General features: G+C 64.8%; 11 protein-coding genes. 5 read left to right on the plus strand and 6 right to left on the minus strand.

The window, feature by feature from the left end:
- The 6 genes from ACK5JE_RS08885 to aceE form a co-directional block, all read right to left on the minus strand.
- Window positions 1–489 (minus strand): CvpA family protein, encoded by a 489-nt coding sequence (locus ACK5JE_RS08885; RefSeq protein WP_416801335.1) that lies wholly within the window; start codon window positions 487–489, stop codon window positions 1–3.
- Entirely contained in the window at window positions 486–1,391 is a 906-nt protein-coding gene (locus ACK5JE_RS08890) for an SPOR domain-containing protein (RefSeq protein WP_416801336.1), read from the minus strand. Before ACK5JE_RS08890 ends, ACK5JE_RS08885 begins: the two co-directional genes overlap by 4 nt.
- A 46-nt stretch (window positions 1,392–1,437) precedes the next feature.
- Window positions 1,438–2,850, minus strand: coding sequence for a bifunctional tetrahydrofolate synthase/dihydrofolate synthase (gene folC / locus ACK5JE_RS08895; RefSeq protein WP_416801337.1), 1,413 nt, complete (start codon window positions 2,848–2,850; stop codon window positions 1,438–1,440).
- 134 nt (window positions 2,851–2,984) lie between these two features.
- Complete coding sequence (gene lpdA / locus ACK5JE_RS08900) at window positions 2,985–4,781, minus strand: dihydrolipoyl dehydrogenase (RefSeq protein WP_416801338.1); 1,797 nt, start codon at window positions 4,779–4,781, stop codon at window positions 2,985–2,987.
- Between the two features lie 10 nt (window positions 4,782–4,791).
- Window positions 4,792–6,117 (minus strand): dihydrolipoyllysine-residue acetyltransferase, encoded by a 1,326-nt coding sequence (gene aceF / locus ACK5JE_RS08905; protein WP_416801339.1) that lies wholly within the window; start codon window positions 6,115–6,117, stop codon window positions 4,792–4,794.
- Between the two features lie 14 nt (window positions 6,118–6,131).
- On the minus strand, window positions 6,132–8,840 hold the full coding sequence (gene aceE / locus ACK5JE_RS08910; RefSeq protein WP_416801340.1) for a pyruvate dehydrogenase (acetyl-transferring), homodimeric type: 2,709 nt from the start codon (window positions 8,838–8,840) through the stop codon (window positions 6,132–6,134).
- A gap of 258 nt (window positions 8,841–9,098) precedes the next feature.
- Between aceE and ACK5JE_RS08915 the strand changes: the two genes are divergently transcribed.
- From ACK5JE_RS08915 to ACK5JE_RS08935, 5 genes are read left to right on the plus strand one after another with little or no spacing between them, the layout of a single operon-like run.
- Window positions 9,099–10,850: a PAS domain-containing sensor histidine kinase gene (locus ACK5JE_RS08915; RefSeq protein ID WP_416801341.1), complete on the plus strand. Its 1,752-nt coding sequence runs from the start codon at window positions 9,099–9,101 to the stop codon at window positions 10,848–10,850.
- Window positions 10,847–11,470: a response regulator transcription factor gene (locus ACK5JE_RS08920; RefSeq protein WP_416801342.1), complete on the plus strand. Its 624-nt coding sequence runs from the start codon at window positions 10,847–10,849 to the stop codon at window positions 11,468–11,470. The genes ACK5JE_RS08915 and ACK5JE_RS08920 overlap by 4 nt, the downstream gene beginning before the upstream one ends.
- Before the next feature lies 1 nt (window position 11,471).
- Window positions 11,472–12,326 carry a bifunctional methylenetetrahydrofolate dehydrogenase/methenyltetrahydrofolate cyclohydrolase FolD gene (gene folD / locus ACK5JE_RS08925; RefSeq protein ID WP_416801343.1) on the plus strand — a complete coding sequence of 285 codons (855 nt, stop codon included), beginning with the start codon at window positions 11,472–11,474 and terminating at the stop codon, window positions 12,324–12,326.
- 50 nt (window positions 12,327–12,376) lie between these two features.
- Entirely contained in the window at window positions 12,377–14,446 is a 2,070-nt protein-coding gene (locus ACK5JE_RS08930) for a M3 family metallopeptidase (protein WP_416801420.1), read from the plus strand.
- Window positions 14,443–15,042, plus strand: a complete 600-nt coding sequence (locus tag ACK5JE_RS08935; protein WP_416801344.1) for an SCO family protein — start codon at window positions 14,443–14,445, stop codon at window positions 15,040–15,042. The genes ACK5JE_RS08930 and ACK5JE_RS08935 overlap by 4 nt, the downstream gene beginning before the upstream one ends.
- The last annotated feature ends 60 nt before the right edge of the window (window positions 15,043–15,102 follow it).

A 15,102-nucleotide genomic window follows, 5' to 3' on the forward strand; every position in this document is an offset into this window, starting at 1 on the left:
CTAATAGGGAAGCAGTTCCGCCACCTGAGCAGGCAGCAGCGATTTGACTTGTTGAAATCCCCGCACGGCGGCGGCCGAGGTGCGCGCATCCCGCCACCAGGGTTCCAGGGGCAGCTGCGTATAGCCGGCCAGGCCCACCAGGGCCAGAACCAGCACCACGCCGCGCACGGCGCCGAACACGGCGCCCAGGCCATGGTCGGCCGGAGTCAGGCCGGTGCGATCGATCAGCGCGCCCAGCGCCATGTTCAGCAGGCCGACCAGCAGCAACGCAAGGATGAAGACCGCGCCATAGGCAGCCAGCGTGCGCAGCAGCCCATTGTCGATCAGCCCCAGCAGCCAGCCCGATGCGCTGGGCCCCCACCAGATGGCGGCCACGAAAGCGGCGACATAGGCGACAAGCGCCAGGACTTCGCGCAAGAAACCGCGCAGCAGGCCGATCAGGGCGGAAATACCCACGATGGCCAGGACGAAATAGTCGAAGCTGGTCACTTGCCGGAGATCAGGCCGTTCTGGTAACCCAGTGCCCGCAGCCGGGTCTGGGCCGCCTGGGCGGCTTCGTGGGAGCCGAACGGCCCGACCCGCAACCGGTAGACGGTCCGGCCGTTGGACTGGCCGCTCTCGACGTAGGCGTCGGAGACACCCGATTGACGCAGGCTGTCGCGACGCGCCAGCGCATCCGGCTCGGTCGTGTAAGCCGCGACCTGGAGGTAGTAGCGGCCCTCTGCGGCGGCGGGCTTGGGCTTGGCGCTGGCCGTGGCCGGGGTCTTGCCGGCCAGCAGCGCCAACGCGACAGAGCCATCATCGGTCCGGTCGGTCGGCGTGCGGCCGGCTGCGGGTTTGTCGGTGCTGGCGCGATCAGGGGGCTGGCTGGCGGTGGCCGCAGGCTTGTCGTGCGATGCGTCAGAGGGCGTCCGGGCCGGTTTGGTCGATGTCGTGCTGGAAGCGACCGCCGTCGAAGACGGGGCGGATGATTGCGCCGATGTGGATGCCTGCGCCGCTGCGGGCTTCTGAGAGGAGGTCTGGGCAGGTGCCTGGGCCTGGGCGGACGTACCCGACGCCGCGGTCGTCGTGACGGCATTGCCCGAGGACACCGTGCCCCCGGAAGATGGATCCCGGACGGTTCCCGGCGCGGCCGGAAACTCTGTCGCCAGCGGATCGGAAGTCGCCGGCAGGCGGACGGCGGGCGCGGGCACGACGATGGGCGGATGCGGATCCCCGGGCGGCGTTTCGTCAAACAGCCAGGGGACGACGATGACGGCCACCAGCACCAGGGCCAGTGCGCCGATCAGGCGGCGGCGGGCCTTGACGCGCAGTTCTCGGAGTTGAGCCTCGGTTTCAGCGGATCGTGCCGGAGCGCGCTGTCCCGTTTCGGTTCCCTTGCGAAAAAACATCGTGCAATCAACCCATCAAAAGTGGCGGATCGATCTATGGGCCCGATCAGGACAGGACATCCCGGCCCTCGCGGCGCAGGACGTCGAGCACGGGGCCGACCGTGGCAAACGATCCAAACACGAGGATTCTATCATTGTCGGTCGCCTGTCTCCGCGCTTCAGCAAAGGCTTGTTCCGGACTGTCGAAAGTTGAAACCTGCACGTCCCGGGGCGCCACGGCGGGCCGGGGCGCGGCGCGCACACCGGGCTTGTGTCCGTTCGCGGGCCGGGCGATCTCGCTGGTCTGGGCGAGGAAGGGATCGGCGGGCGCCTGATCGCCGCAAATGCGGCGCACGATGATCGCCAGTTCCTGCGCGGAGGTACCACGCGGCCCGTCCAGCGTAGCGCACAGCCAGCGATCCACCCGGCGCGACAGGCGCGACAATGAGGTTTCGATATCCTTGTCGCTCAGCATCCCGACCACCGCGTAGGTATGCGGATAATGGCCCATGCTGTCCAGATTCTGGCCCAGCGCCGAGGTTGCGTGCGGATTGTGCCCCACATCCAAGATCGTGGCAGGCAGCCCCGGCAGGATCTGCATGCGCCCCGGCAGATTGACGTGGAGCAGCCCCTGGCGCACATCCTGCTGGGTGACCACCAGGCGGTCGCGCAGAGCTTCCAGGGCCGCCAGCGCAGCCGAGGCATTCAGCAACTGATTGGCGCCACGAAGTGCGGGATAGCCCAGTGCGTTACGACGCTGCGAACGCCCGCCATAGGCCCATTGCTGGCGATCGCCGGAATAATTGAAATCGACCCCGACGCGCCAGAGATCGGCGCCGATGGTTTCGGCACGGTCGATCACGGTCTGGGGCGGCACCGGATCGGCGCAGATGGCGGGCCGGCCCGGACGGAAGACATGCGCCTTTTCCAGTCCGATCGCTTCGCGTGTATCGCCCAGGTACTGCATATGGTCCAGATCCACGCTGGTCAGGATCGCGCAATCGGCATCGAGCAGATTGACGGCATCCAGCCGGCCGCCCAGCCCGACTTCCAGCACGACGGCATCCAGACGGGCCGCCTGGAACAGCAGCAGGGCCGCCAGCGTGGTCATTTCGAAATACGTCAGGGTAACGCCGCCGCGCGCGGTTTCGATGCGCTCGAATTGCGTCACGATGTCCGCATCCACGGCCTCCTCGCCATTGATGCGGATGCGTTCATTGAAACGCAACAGATGAGGAGACGTGTATTGGCCGACCTTGTAGCCGGCGCTGAGCAGCATGGATTCCAGCATGGCACAGGTGGAACCCTTGCCATTGGTCCCGGCCACCGTGATCTTGACGCAGTCGAGGGACAGCGCCAGGCGTTCGGCCACCTCACGGATGCGGTCCAGCCCCAGATCAATGGCTTTCGGATGCAGGGTTTCGAGGTAGGCCAGCCACTCGGCCAGTGCGGCGCCCGGCGCGGGAGCAGAAGAAGACATTGAATCGAATCAGCAATGAGAAAACGGCAGGTGCCGATATTAGCACCTGCCGTTCCCTGATGCGGGCCGCAGCCCTATTGCGCGCAAGGAGGATGACCGTCCGCCAGCCGCAGGGCCGCACACGGTCATGCCGGTTATTTCTTGCGGGCGGGCGGCACATCCGTGCAATGCCCGTCGGCGACTTCCGCGGCCATGCCGACCGATTCGCCCAGGGTCGGGTGCGGGTGGATGGACTTGCCGATATCCACGGAATCCGCGCCCATCTCGACGGCCAGCACGATCTCGCTGATCAGATCGCCCGCATGCGTGCCGACGATCCCGCCGCCCAGGATGCGGCCGGTTTCCGCATCGAACAGCAGCTTGGTGAAGCCCTCGTCGCGACCATTGGCGATGGCGCGGCCCGATGCCTGCCAGGGGAACAGGCCTTTCTTGAGGGCAATGCCGTCCTTCTTGGCTGCCTCTTCGGTCAGACCGACCCAGGCCACCTCGGGGTCCGTATAGGCCACGGAGGGGATCACACGCGCATCGAAAAATGCCTTGTGTCCGGCAATGGCCTCGGCCGCCACATGCGCCTCATGCACGGCCTTGTGCGCCAGCATGGGCTGGCCCACGATGTCGCCAATGGCGTAGATGTGCGGCACATTGGTGCGCATCTGCTTGTCCACATCGATGAAGCCCCGGTCCGACACCGCCACGCCGGCGTTTTCGACGCCGATTTTCTTGCCATTGGGCGAACGTCCGACAGCCTGCAGCACGAGGTCGTAGCATTGCGGTTCCTTGGGGGCGGATTCGCCCTCGAAAGTGACCCAGATGCCGTCTTCCTTGGCTTGCGCGCCCACCGTCTTGGTATTGAGCATGACATGGTCGAAGCGCTTGGCATTCATCTTGTCCCAGACCTTGACCAGATCGCGGTCGGCGCCTGTCATCAGGGTGGGCAGCATCTCCACGACATCCAGGCGAGCGCCCAGCGCGGAATAGACCGTCCCCATCTCCAGACCGATGATGCCGCCGCCGACGATCAGCATGCGCTTGGGGACGGATTTCAGGGCCAGTGCGCCGGTGGAATCGACGATCCGCGGATCGTCCGGCAGGAACGGCAGTTTTACCGACTGGCTGCCGGCGGCGATGATGGCCGAGGCAAACTTGACCGTCGTCTGGCCGCCGTCCGCCTTGGCCACCGTCAGGTGGTGCGGATCGGCAAAGGTACCCACGCCCTGGATAATCGTGACCTTGCGTGCCTTGGCCATGCCGGCCAGTCCGCCGGTGAGCTTGCTCACCACGCCATCCTTGTAGCCGCGCAGCTTGTCCAGATCGATCGCCGGCTCGCCGAAGGCGATCCCGTGAGCGGCCATGGATTTGGCCTCCTCGAGCACGCCCACTGTGTGGAGCAGTGCCTTGGAGGGGATGCAGCCGACATTGAGGCAGACGCCTCCCAGGGTGGCATAGCGTTCGACCAGGACGACTTTCAGGCCGAGATCGGCCGCGCGGAAGGCCGCGGAATAGCCGCCAGGGCCGGCGCCCAATACCAGGACGTCATATTCGCCCTCGGCCGCGCCGGAAAACTGCGCCGGCGCGGGGGCCGGGGCGGGTGCCGCCTTGGGGGCAGCCACAGGCGCTGACGAGGCGGCGGGCGCGGGGGCCGGGGCGGATGCCGCCTTGGGGGCAGCCGCCTGGGCTGACGCCGTGGCTGCGTCAGCGGCCTCGACACGGACGACAGGGGTCCCCTCGGAGACCTTGTCCCCCAGCTTGACGAGGATTTCCCTGACCACCCCGCCCTGCTCGGCCGGAATCTCCATGGACGCCTTGTCGGACTCCACGGTGATCAGACTCTGCTCGGCCTGGATGGTATCGCCCACGGTCACCAGGATCTCGATGACTTCGACCGCGTCGAAATCACCGATGTCGGGCACGTTCAGATCGACGATGCTCATGCCGTCCCCCTTACAGAATGATGCGACGGAAGTCTGCCAGCAGACCCGCCAGGTAGGCGTTGAAGCGCGCGGCAGCAGCCCCGTCGATCACGCGGTGGTCGTAGGACAGCGACAGCGGCAGCATCAGACGCGGCTGGAAGCCTTTGCCGTCCCAGACCGGCTGCATGGCCGAACGCGACACACCGAGAATGGCGACTTCAGGCGCATTGATGATGGGCGTGAAATCCGTGCCGCCGATGCCGCCCAGGGACGAGATCGAGAAGCAACCGCCCTGCATCTGCGAAGGCGAGAGCTTGCCTTCGCGGGCCAGACCCGCCAGTTCGGAGGTTTCCGCAGCCAGTTCCATCACGCCTTTCTTGTCCGCATCGCGGATTACGGGAACCACCAGCCCGTTGGGCGTATCCGCCGCAAAGCCGATGTGGAAATAGCGCTTGAGCACCAGGTTGTCGCCATCCAGGGACGCATTGAATTCCGGGTATTTTTTCAAGGCTGCGACCACTGCCTTGATCAGGAAGGCCAGCATGGTGACCTTGGCGCCGGATTTCTTGTTTTCCACGTTCAACTGCTGGCGCAGGGCTTCGAGTTCGGTGATGTCGGCCACATCGTTGTTGGTGACGTGGGGAATCATGACCCAGTTGCGGTGCAGGTTGGCGCCGGAAATTTTCTTGATGCGCGACAGCGGCTTGGATTCGATCTCACCGAACTTGGTGAAATCGACCTTGGGCCAGCCCAGGACGCTGAAACCGCCCCCCGCCGGCACGGTCGAGCCCACGGGGCTGGTCCCGCCCGTGGACAACGCCTGCTTGACGTAGGCGCGCACGTCGTCGGCCATGATGCGGTTCTTGGGGCCGCTACCCGTGACCTGGCTCAGATTCACGCCCAGTTCACGCGCAAAATGGCGCACCGAAGGCGAGGCATGCGGCAGATTGCGCAGGGGCATGTCGGCTTCGGCGAAAGCGGCCGTCGGCGAGGTCCGGTCCGGCGCGCTGGATGCCATGGGCGCAGGGGCTGCGGGCGCCGAAACGGGCGCGGGGGCCGGTGCGGCAGGCTCGGCGGGTTCCGGCGCAGGCGCAGGGGCCGCCTTGGGTGCACCGCCGGTGACCTCGACCTCCAGGATTTCCGATCCTTGAGAGACCTTGTCGCCCAGCTTGACCTTGAGCGCCTTGACCACCCCGCCCACCGAGGCAGGGATTTCCATGGAGGCCTTGTCGGATTCGACGGTGATCAGGCTCTGCTCGGCCTCGATCTTGTCGCCCACGGCCACCAGGATCTCGATCACTTCGACCGAGTCGAAGTCGCCGATGTCGGGGACCTTGATTTCCACGATATTGCTCATGTTGTTCGTCCTCCTCAGGCGTAGTGCGGATTGGCCTTGTCCGCGTCGATGCCGTACTTGGCGATCGCCTCGGCGCACTTCTTGATATCGATGGCACCTTCTTCGGCCAGGCTGCGCAGAGCGGCCAGGACCACGAAATGGCGATCGATCTCGAAGTGCTTGCGCAATTCGGAACGGAAATCCGAGCGGCCGAAACCATCGGTGCCCAGGACCTTGAGGGTACGCCCGTTCGGCACGAAGGGGCGGATCATGTCGCCATAGGCCTTGATGTAGTCGGTCGAGACGATGATCGGGCCCTTGGTGTCCTTGAGCTGACGGGTCACGTAGGATTCCTGAACCGGATCGGTCGGGTGCAGCAGGTTGTGACGATCGACGTCCAGGCCGTCGCGGCGCAGTTCCGAGAAGCTGGTCACGCTCCAGACGTCCGAGGTCACGCCCCAGTCCTGTTCAAGCAGTTCCCGAGCGGCCAGGACCTCGCGCAGGATCGTGCCCGAGCCCATCAGCTGGACATGCTGCTTGGCGGGCTTGGCGCTGGACTGGAGTTTGTACATCCCCTTGAGGATGCCCTCCTCGTCCCCGGCCTTCAGGCCCGGCTGGGCATAGTTCTCGTTCATGACCGTGATGTAGAAGAACACGTCTTCCTGGTCATGCATCATGCGCTGCAGGCCGCTGCGGATGATGACGGCGATTTCGTGCGCAAAGGCCGGATCATAGGCCACGCAATTCGGAATCAGGGAGGCCTGGATGTGGCTGTGTCCGTCCTCGTGCTGCAGGCCCTCGCCGTTGAGTGTGGTGCGCCCGGCAGTGCCGCCGAGCACGAAGCCGCGCGCCAGCATGTCACCCGCCGCCCAGGCGTGGTCGCCAAAGCGCTGGAACCCGAACATCGAGTAATAGATGAAGAACGGGATCATGATGCAGTTGCTGACGGAATACGACGTCGCCGCCGCCACCCACGAACTGAACCCGCCCGCTTCGTTGATGCCCTCCTGGAGCAACTGGCCGTTTTCGGCCTCGCGGTAGTACATCACCTGGCCCTTGTCGACCGGCACATATTTCTGGCCCTCGGGGGCATAGATGCCGATCTGGCGGAACAGACCTTCCATGCCGAAGGTGCGCGACTCATCCACCAGGATGGGCACCACGCGCGGCGCCAGGTCCTTGTCGCGCAGGATCTGATTCAGCACCCGCACGAAAGCCTGGGTGGTGGAAATCTCGCGACCCTCGGCGGTCGGTTCCAGCACGGCCTTGAACGCATCCAGGGCGGGCACCGGCAGGGCCTGGTCGGCCTTTGCGCGGCGATGAGGCAGATAGCCGCCCAGAGCCTTGCGGTGTTCCTGCAGGTATTTCATTTCCGGGGAGTCTTCCGCCGGCTTGAAGAAGGGGATCTCTTCGAGTTTGTCATCGGGGATGGGGATATTGAAACGATCGCGGAATTCGCGCACCGAGTCGACGTCCAGCTTTTTCTGCTGGTGCGTGGGATTCTTGGCCTGGCCGACATGCCCCATGCCGTAGCCCTTGATGGTCTTGGCCAGAATCACCGAAGGCTGGCCCTTGTGGCCGGCGGCGGCGGCAAAGGCCGCGTAGACCTTGTGCGGATCGTGGCCGCCGCGGTTCAGACGCCAGACGTCCTCGTCGCTCATGCGGCTGACCATTTCCAGCACCTTGGGATGCTTGCCGAAGAAATGCTCGCGGACGAACTGGCCATCGTTGGCCTTGTAGGCCTGGTATTCTCCATCCACGGTTTCTTCCATGATGCGGCGCAGGAGGCCTTCCTTGTCGCGAGCAAACAGAGGATCCCAGTAGCCGCCCCAGATCAGCTTGAGCACATTCCAGCCATTCCCGCGGAAGGCGCCTTCGAGTTCCTGGATGATCTTGCCGTTGCCGCGCACCGGGCCGTCCAGACGCTGCAAATTGCAGTTGACGATGAAGATCAGGTTGTCGAGTTTCTCCCGCGCGGCCAGACCGATGGCGGCCAGGGTGTCGGGCTCGTCGATCTCGCCGTCGCCCACAAAGACCCAGACCTTGCGCTGGGCCGTGTCCGCCAGTCCGCGGGCATGCAGGTATTTGAGGAACCGGGCCTGATAGATGGCCATCATGGGCCCCAGGCCCATCGACACCGTCGAGAACTGCCAGAAGCCCGGCATGAGTTTGGGGTGCGGATAGGACGACAACCCCTTGCCCTTGCCGCCGACTTCCTGGCGGAAATAGTTGAGGTTTTCCTCGGTCAGGCGGCCTTCGAGGAAGGCGCGGGAATACATGCCCGGTGACGAGTGGCCCTGGAAATACACCAGATCGCCGCCATGGTCGGGGGATTCAGCATGCCAGAAGTGGTTCTGGCCGCACTCGATCATGGTCGCCAGCGAGGCGAACGACGCGATGTGGCCGCCCAGGCTGCCGCCATCGGCGGGCTCGACCTTGTTGGCCCGGACCACCATGGCCATGGCATTCCAGCGGATGTAGGAACGGATGCGTTCCTCGAGCACCATGTTGCCCGGGTGCGGCGGCTCCAGTCCGGGAGGAATGGTATTCACATAAGCCGTATTCAGCGAATAGGGAATGTGCGCGCCGCTGCGGCGGGCCAGGTCGATCAGACGTTCGATCAGGTAGTGGGCGCGCTCGGCTCCCTCACGGTCGAGCACCGCTTCCAGCGCGTCGATCCATTCCTGGGTTTCCTGCTGATCGACATCCGCCGCAGCCGCGTGGACTTGGTCAAGAGAGGACATGGTGTGTGTCTCCTGTGGTGTGGTTCGATGACGCGACCACACATCGCGCCAGCCTGACAAAAGGTGGGTGCGCCAGCGGCACTGCAATATAAGCCCCGGACGCATCCGCATCCCAGGAGCCGGCACTTGTCGCCATTCTAGGAAAGAGCCCGCACGAGCACAAGTGAAATTTCATCAGATGATATGTATTTTTATTATATGAAAAATTGAATACCCTTTTCGCGTCTAAAATAATGCCATCGTGTTACTGACGCACTCATGTCCGCCCCGAATCGCAAGTCCCTGATTCCGACGACGTTTTACGAACACGCCCGGCACAGCCGTCGTCTGTACTGGTTGACGCCGGCTGTCGTGCTCGTGCTCTATTTGTGTGTCATGGGTGCCTTCATCTGGCTGCAACGCCTGCAGAGCGACAGCGTGATGTTCGTCACCATCGACCAGGAGACCCGCCAGCAACGCCTGATGATGGTGGTGTTCGCCCTGTCGCTGGTGATCGTCTTCAGCCTGCTGGCGCTGTGGCGCTATACCCGCTTTCGCACCCAGGCCGAGGCCGCGCTGATTGCCGAAACCGGTTTCCGCCGCGCCATGGAAAACTCCATGTCGACGGGCATGCGCGTGTTCGACATGCAGGGCCGCATCGCCTACGTGAATCCGGCCTTCTGCCGCATGATCGGCTGGAATGAGGCCGACCTGATCGGCCGCACCGCGCCCTTCCCCTACTGGCTGCCGGGACGCCATGATCATCATCGCGAGACCCTGGCCCAGCTGATGTCCGGCCGGACACCCAGCAGCGGCCTGGAAATCGAGGCGCAGCGGCGCGATGGTTCACGTTTTACCGCGCGCATGTACGTCTCTCCCCTGCGCGACCCCAAAGGCGAGCAGATCGGCTGGATGACGTCCATGACCGACATCACCGAGCCCAAGCGCATCCGCGAGGCCTTGACCGCCGCCCATGAGCGCTTCATGACCGTGCTCGAAGGTCTGGACGATGCAATCTCCGTCGTGGCGGATACCCCCGAGGGTCTGGAGCTGCTGTTCGCCAATCGTACCTATCGGCGCATGTTCGGCGCGCAGACGGGCGGACACGCGGAACTGCTGGGCGGACGCCTGGGCCGGTTCACCGACGAGACCATGGAATTGTTCTCGGCCACCGCGCAGCGCTGGTTCGAAGTGCACCACCGGATGCTGGCCTGGACCGATTCGCGTCGTGTCCGCCTGCAGGTCGCGCGCGACATCACCGAGCGCCGCAAGCACGAGGAAGAATCCCGCGTCCAGCAGGAAAAGGCACAGATCACGAGCCGCCTGACCACCATGGGCGAGATGGCCTCGTCCCTGGCGCACGAACTGAATCAGCCCCTGACGGCCATCAGCAACTACAATATGGCTGCCGTGGCAATGCTCAAATCGGGCAATGCCCCGACGGAATCCTTGCTCCAGGCCCTCGAAAAGGCCTCGCAGCAGGCCGAACGCGCGGGCAAGATCATCAGCCGCATCCGTGAGTTCGTAAAACGCAGCGAGCCTCGTCGCCAGGCCGTGGGTCTCGGAAGAATCGTGGAAAACGCCATTGGCTTCGCAGATATCGACGCCCGCAAGCGCCGCATCGAAATCGTCCAGCATCTGCCGGATCCGATGCCCGAGGTGCTGGCCGACCCCATCCTGATCGAGCAGGTCCTGCTGAACCTGCTGAAGAACGGCGTCGAGGCCATGGAACACAGTGAATACCGCAGTCTTCACGTCCGGATCGCCGACCAGATCTCCCAGATCGAGATCAGCGTCATCGACCGCGGTCACGGGCTGCGCAATCCCGACCGGCTGTTCGAGCCCTTCTACAGCACCAAATCCGAGGGCCTGGGCATGGGACTGAACATTTGTCGCACCATCATCGAATCGCATCACGGGCGTCTGTGGGCCAGTCCCAACCCCGAAGGCGGGACGATCTTCCGATTCACCCTGCCCAAGGCTCCGCCGCGGCCCCAGACTACAAAAACCTCAGAGGAACAGCACGCATGAGCGATACCCAAAACTCCAGCACCATCTATATCGTCGATGACGACGAGGCGGTCCGCGATTCCCTTCGCTGGCTGCTCGAGGCCAATGGTTATGCGGTACGCAGCTTCGCAGGCGGCGAGGAATTCCTCGCCGCCTACGATCCGGAACAGGTCGGCGTCCTGATTGCCGACATCCGCATGCCCGGCATGAGCGGCCTCGAGTTGCAGGAGGCTCTGATTGCCCGCAAGGCGCCGCTGCCCATCGTCTTCATCACCGGCCATGGTGACGTGCCGATGGCGGTTTCCACCATGAAAAAAGGTGCCGTCGATTTTCTCGAAAAACCCTTCAACGAAGCCGACCTGCGGGAACTGGTGGCCGGCATGCTGGATCAGGCCCACGACCGCGTGCGCGAGGCGCATGCTCAGCGCGACCAGCAGGCCGTACTCGGACGACTGACGGCGCGCGAACAGCAGGTCCTTGAGCGCATCGTGGCCGGTCGCCTGAACAAGCAGATTGCCGGCGATCTGAACATCAGCATCAAGACCGTCGAGGCCCACCGCGCCAACATCATGGAAAAGCTCGAGGTCACCACTGTGGCCGACCTGATGAAGATCGCCCTGGCGCGCGCCGAGGAAGCCTGACATGAGTGCACGCATCATCGACGGCAAGGCCCTGGCGGCCCAGGTTCGCAGTCAAGTCGCCGAACGCGTCGGAACATTGCAGTCCCAAGGCGTCACGCCCGGGCTGGCCGTCGTGCTGGTCGGTGACAATCCGGCCTCCCAGGTCTATGTGCGCAACAAGGCCGCCGCCTGCACGGCAGCAGGCATGCATTCCCGCGTCATCGCGCTCGGCGCCGACACGCCCGAAGGCGAGCTGCTGGATGTGATCGAGACGCTCAACGACGACCCGGCCATTCATGGCATTCTGGTGCAGCTGCCTCTGCCCGGCCACATCGACACCGGTCTGGTCATCGAGACCATCGGCGCGGCCAAGGACGTGGATGGCTTTCATGTCAGCAACGCCGGCCTGCTGATGACCGGACGGCCTCTGTTCCTGCCCTGCACGCCCTATGGCGTGATGAAAATGCTGGAATCGGAACACATCCCCTTGCGCGGAGCCGAGGCTGTCATCGTGGGCGCCAGCAATATCGTCGGCAAGCCCATGGCCATACTGCTGCTGGCGGCCGGCGCAACGGTCACCCTATGCAATTCCAAGACCCGCGACCTGGGCGCCCAGACCCGCCGGGCCGATGTGCTGGTGGTCGCCACCGGCAAACCGGGCATTGTCTCCGGCGACCAGATCAAGCCCGGCGCCATCGTGATCGATGTGGGCATCAACCGGCTGGAATCCGGCAAACTTGTCGGCGATGTGGATTTCGACTCGGCCGCCCGGGTCGCCGCCGCCATCACGCCCGTGCCGGGCGGCGTGGGCCCCATGACCATCGCCATGCTGCTGGTCAATACCATCGAAGCCGCCGAACGCACGCTGCAGACTTGAAAAACAGGGGCCTCGTCCCCATCTGACCGGCCATGAACAGTCGCATCCGCATCACCGAAAATCCCCTCCTCGTTCCGGCCGAGGCCTTTGTGAACTATGCCGCCGTCCGGCCCGAGCACATCGAGCCGGCCGTGCGCGAACTGATCGAGGCCTCGCGCACCGCCATCGAAACGGCCGCTGCCCGCACCGACCCACCCGACTGGGACAATCTGGTCGAAATCGTCGAGGATCCATCCGAACGCCTGCATCGCGCCTGGTCCATTGCCGGCCACCTGAACAGCGTGGTGAATACGCCGGCCCTGCGGGCCGCCTACAACACCTGCCTGCCCCTGATGAGCGAATTTTCGACCTGGGTGGGCCTGCACCACGGCCTGTACGAGCGCTACCGGATGCTGGCGTCCAGCCCGGCTTTTACCGCACTGTCTCCCGCCCGCCGCCGCATCGTCGAACTGGCCTTGCGCGACTTTCGTCTCAGCGGCGTCGAGCTCGAGGGCGATGCGCGCGAAACCTACGCCCGCAATGCCGACCTGCAAGCGCAGGTCTCACAGAAATTCTCCGAAAATGTACTCGACGCCACCGATCGGTGGTCGCTGCTGATCACCGACGAATCCCGACTGGCCGGCCTGCCGCAGGATGTCATCGCCGCCGCCGCCCAGACCGCCCGCGCCGCCGGGGAAACCGGCTGGAAACTGACCTTGCAGATGCCCTGCTATCTGCCCGTCATGCTGCATGCGCGAGACCGCGAGCTGCGCCAGACCCTGTACCGCGCCCATGCCACACGCGCCTCGGACCAGGGCGATCCCGCCTTCGACAATTCCGAATCCATTGAATCGCTGCTGGCGCTGCGCGCCGAGGAAGCCGTCCTGCTGGGCTACGCGGATTTTGCCGGGCTGCGCCTGGAAACCCGCATGGCCGACAGCGCCGACCAGGTGCTGGCGTTCCTGCGCGAGCTGGCGGCGCGTGCGCGGCCCAGCGCCCAGCGCGACCTGGATGAGCTGCGCGTGTTCGCGGCCCGCGAGTTGCGGCTCGACCCCCTGGAACCCTGGGACATCGCCTACGCGTCCGAGCGCCTGCGCGAAAGCCGCTACGCCTACTCCGACGAGGAACTGCGCCCCTATTTCACGCAATCCCGTGTCCTGGATGGCCTGTTTCAGGTGATCCACACGCTGTTCGGCGTCCGCCTGGAAGCCACAGACGCCCCCGCCTGGCATCCCGATGCGCGTATCTACCGCGTCCTGGGCGCCGATGGGCAAGAACTGGGCCGGCTGGGCATGGACCTGTACGCCCGTGCCAGCAAGCAAGGGGGCGCCTGGGTGGACAGTGAGCGCAGCCGACGTGTGCGCGCCGGACACCTGCATACGCCGCTGGCCTGGCTGACCTGCAATTTTCCCGCGCCGCAAGAGGATCGCGAGGCCCTGCTGTCGCACGACGATGTGATCACGCTGTTCCATGAAAGTGGTCACGCCATGCATACGCTGCTCTCGCGCGTGGACGACCCGGGCGCGGCCGCCTTTGCCGCCGTCGAATGGGATGCCATCGAGCTGCCTTCGCAATTCATGGAAAATTTCTGCTGGGAATGGGACGTGCTGCAATCCCTCACCCGGCACGTCGAAAGCGGCGAACCCCTGCCCCGCGTCCTGTACGACCGGATGATCGCCGCGCGCAATTTCCAGAGCGGTCTGCAGACGCTGCGCCAGGTCGAGTTCGCGCTGTTCGACATGCTGATTCATACCCGCGCCAACGGCCTGTCGATCAGCGAAGTGCTGGACATGCTGGACCAGGTCCGCCAGGAAGTCGCGCTGCTGACGCCGCCGGCCTGGCATCGCTTCCCGCATGCTTTTTCGCATCTGTTCGCAGGCGGCTACGGTGCGGGCTACTATAGCTACAAATGGGCCGAAGTGCTGTCGGCGGACGCCTTTGCCGCCTTCGAGGAAAATGCCCGCGGCGGCCCGGACGGAACGCGAGACGTTTTCGATCCGGTCACCAGCCGCCGTTATCTGGACGAAATCATCGCCGTCGGCGGCTCGCGACCGGCGGCGGAGTCCTTTCGCGCATTCAGGGGCCGGGATCCCGGCCTCGATGCCCTGCTGCGCCACAGCGGGCTGGTGGAGACGCCATGAGGCCACATCGCGCCGGAAAATCCCTGACGCGGCTGCTCGCCGGCCTGACCCTGTGGACAAGCGGACTGGGCATGGCGCTGGCCGCCGTTCATCCGGTGCGAGGTTTCCTGCCGGATCTGCAGTTCTCGCTGCAAGGCGCGGGCAATACCACGGTCACGCAGCAGGTCTTCACCGGCAAGATCGTGCTGATGTTCTTTGGCTACGCCAGTTGCCCGGACATCTGCCCGACGACCATGGCGCAACTGTCGCAGGTCGTCGAGGCCCTGGGGCCCAAGGCCGACCAGGTGCGCATCCTGTTCATCAGCGTCGATCCGCACCGCGACACGCCCGACACCTTGCAGGCCTATGTCGACCAGTTCGATCCTCGCGCCATTGGCCTGACGGGCAACGAGAAAGCCATCGCCGCCCTCGCCAGGCGTTACCGGGTCGCCTATCAGATCGATCGCCCCGACCCCGAGAACCCGGACGCGCCTTACGAGGTCGCGCACAGCCGGGGCATCTACGCCTTTGACCAGCAAGGCGAGGCCGTCTGGCTGGCCTCGGACGGAGAGTCCCAGGAAGCACTGCTCACCGCCCTCAAACCCCTGCTGCGCTGAGACGGCGGGACAGCCCGCCCTCGCCTCCGCACGGCCTGCAAGCCACCCGGATGCGCCTGG

It is taken from the genome of Castellaniella sp. (genome assembly GCF_047971665.1).
Taxonomy (GTDB): Bacteria; Pseudomonadota; Gammaproteobacteria; order Burkholderiales; family Burkholderiaceae_B; genus Castellaniella.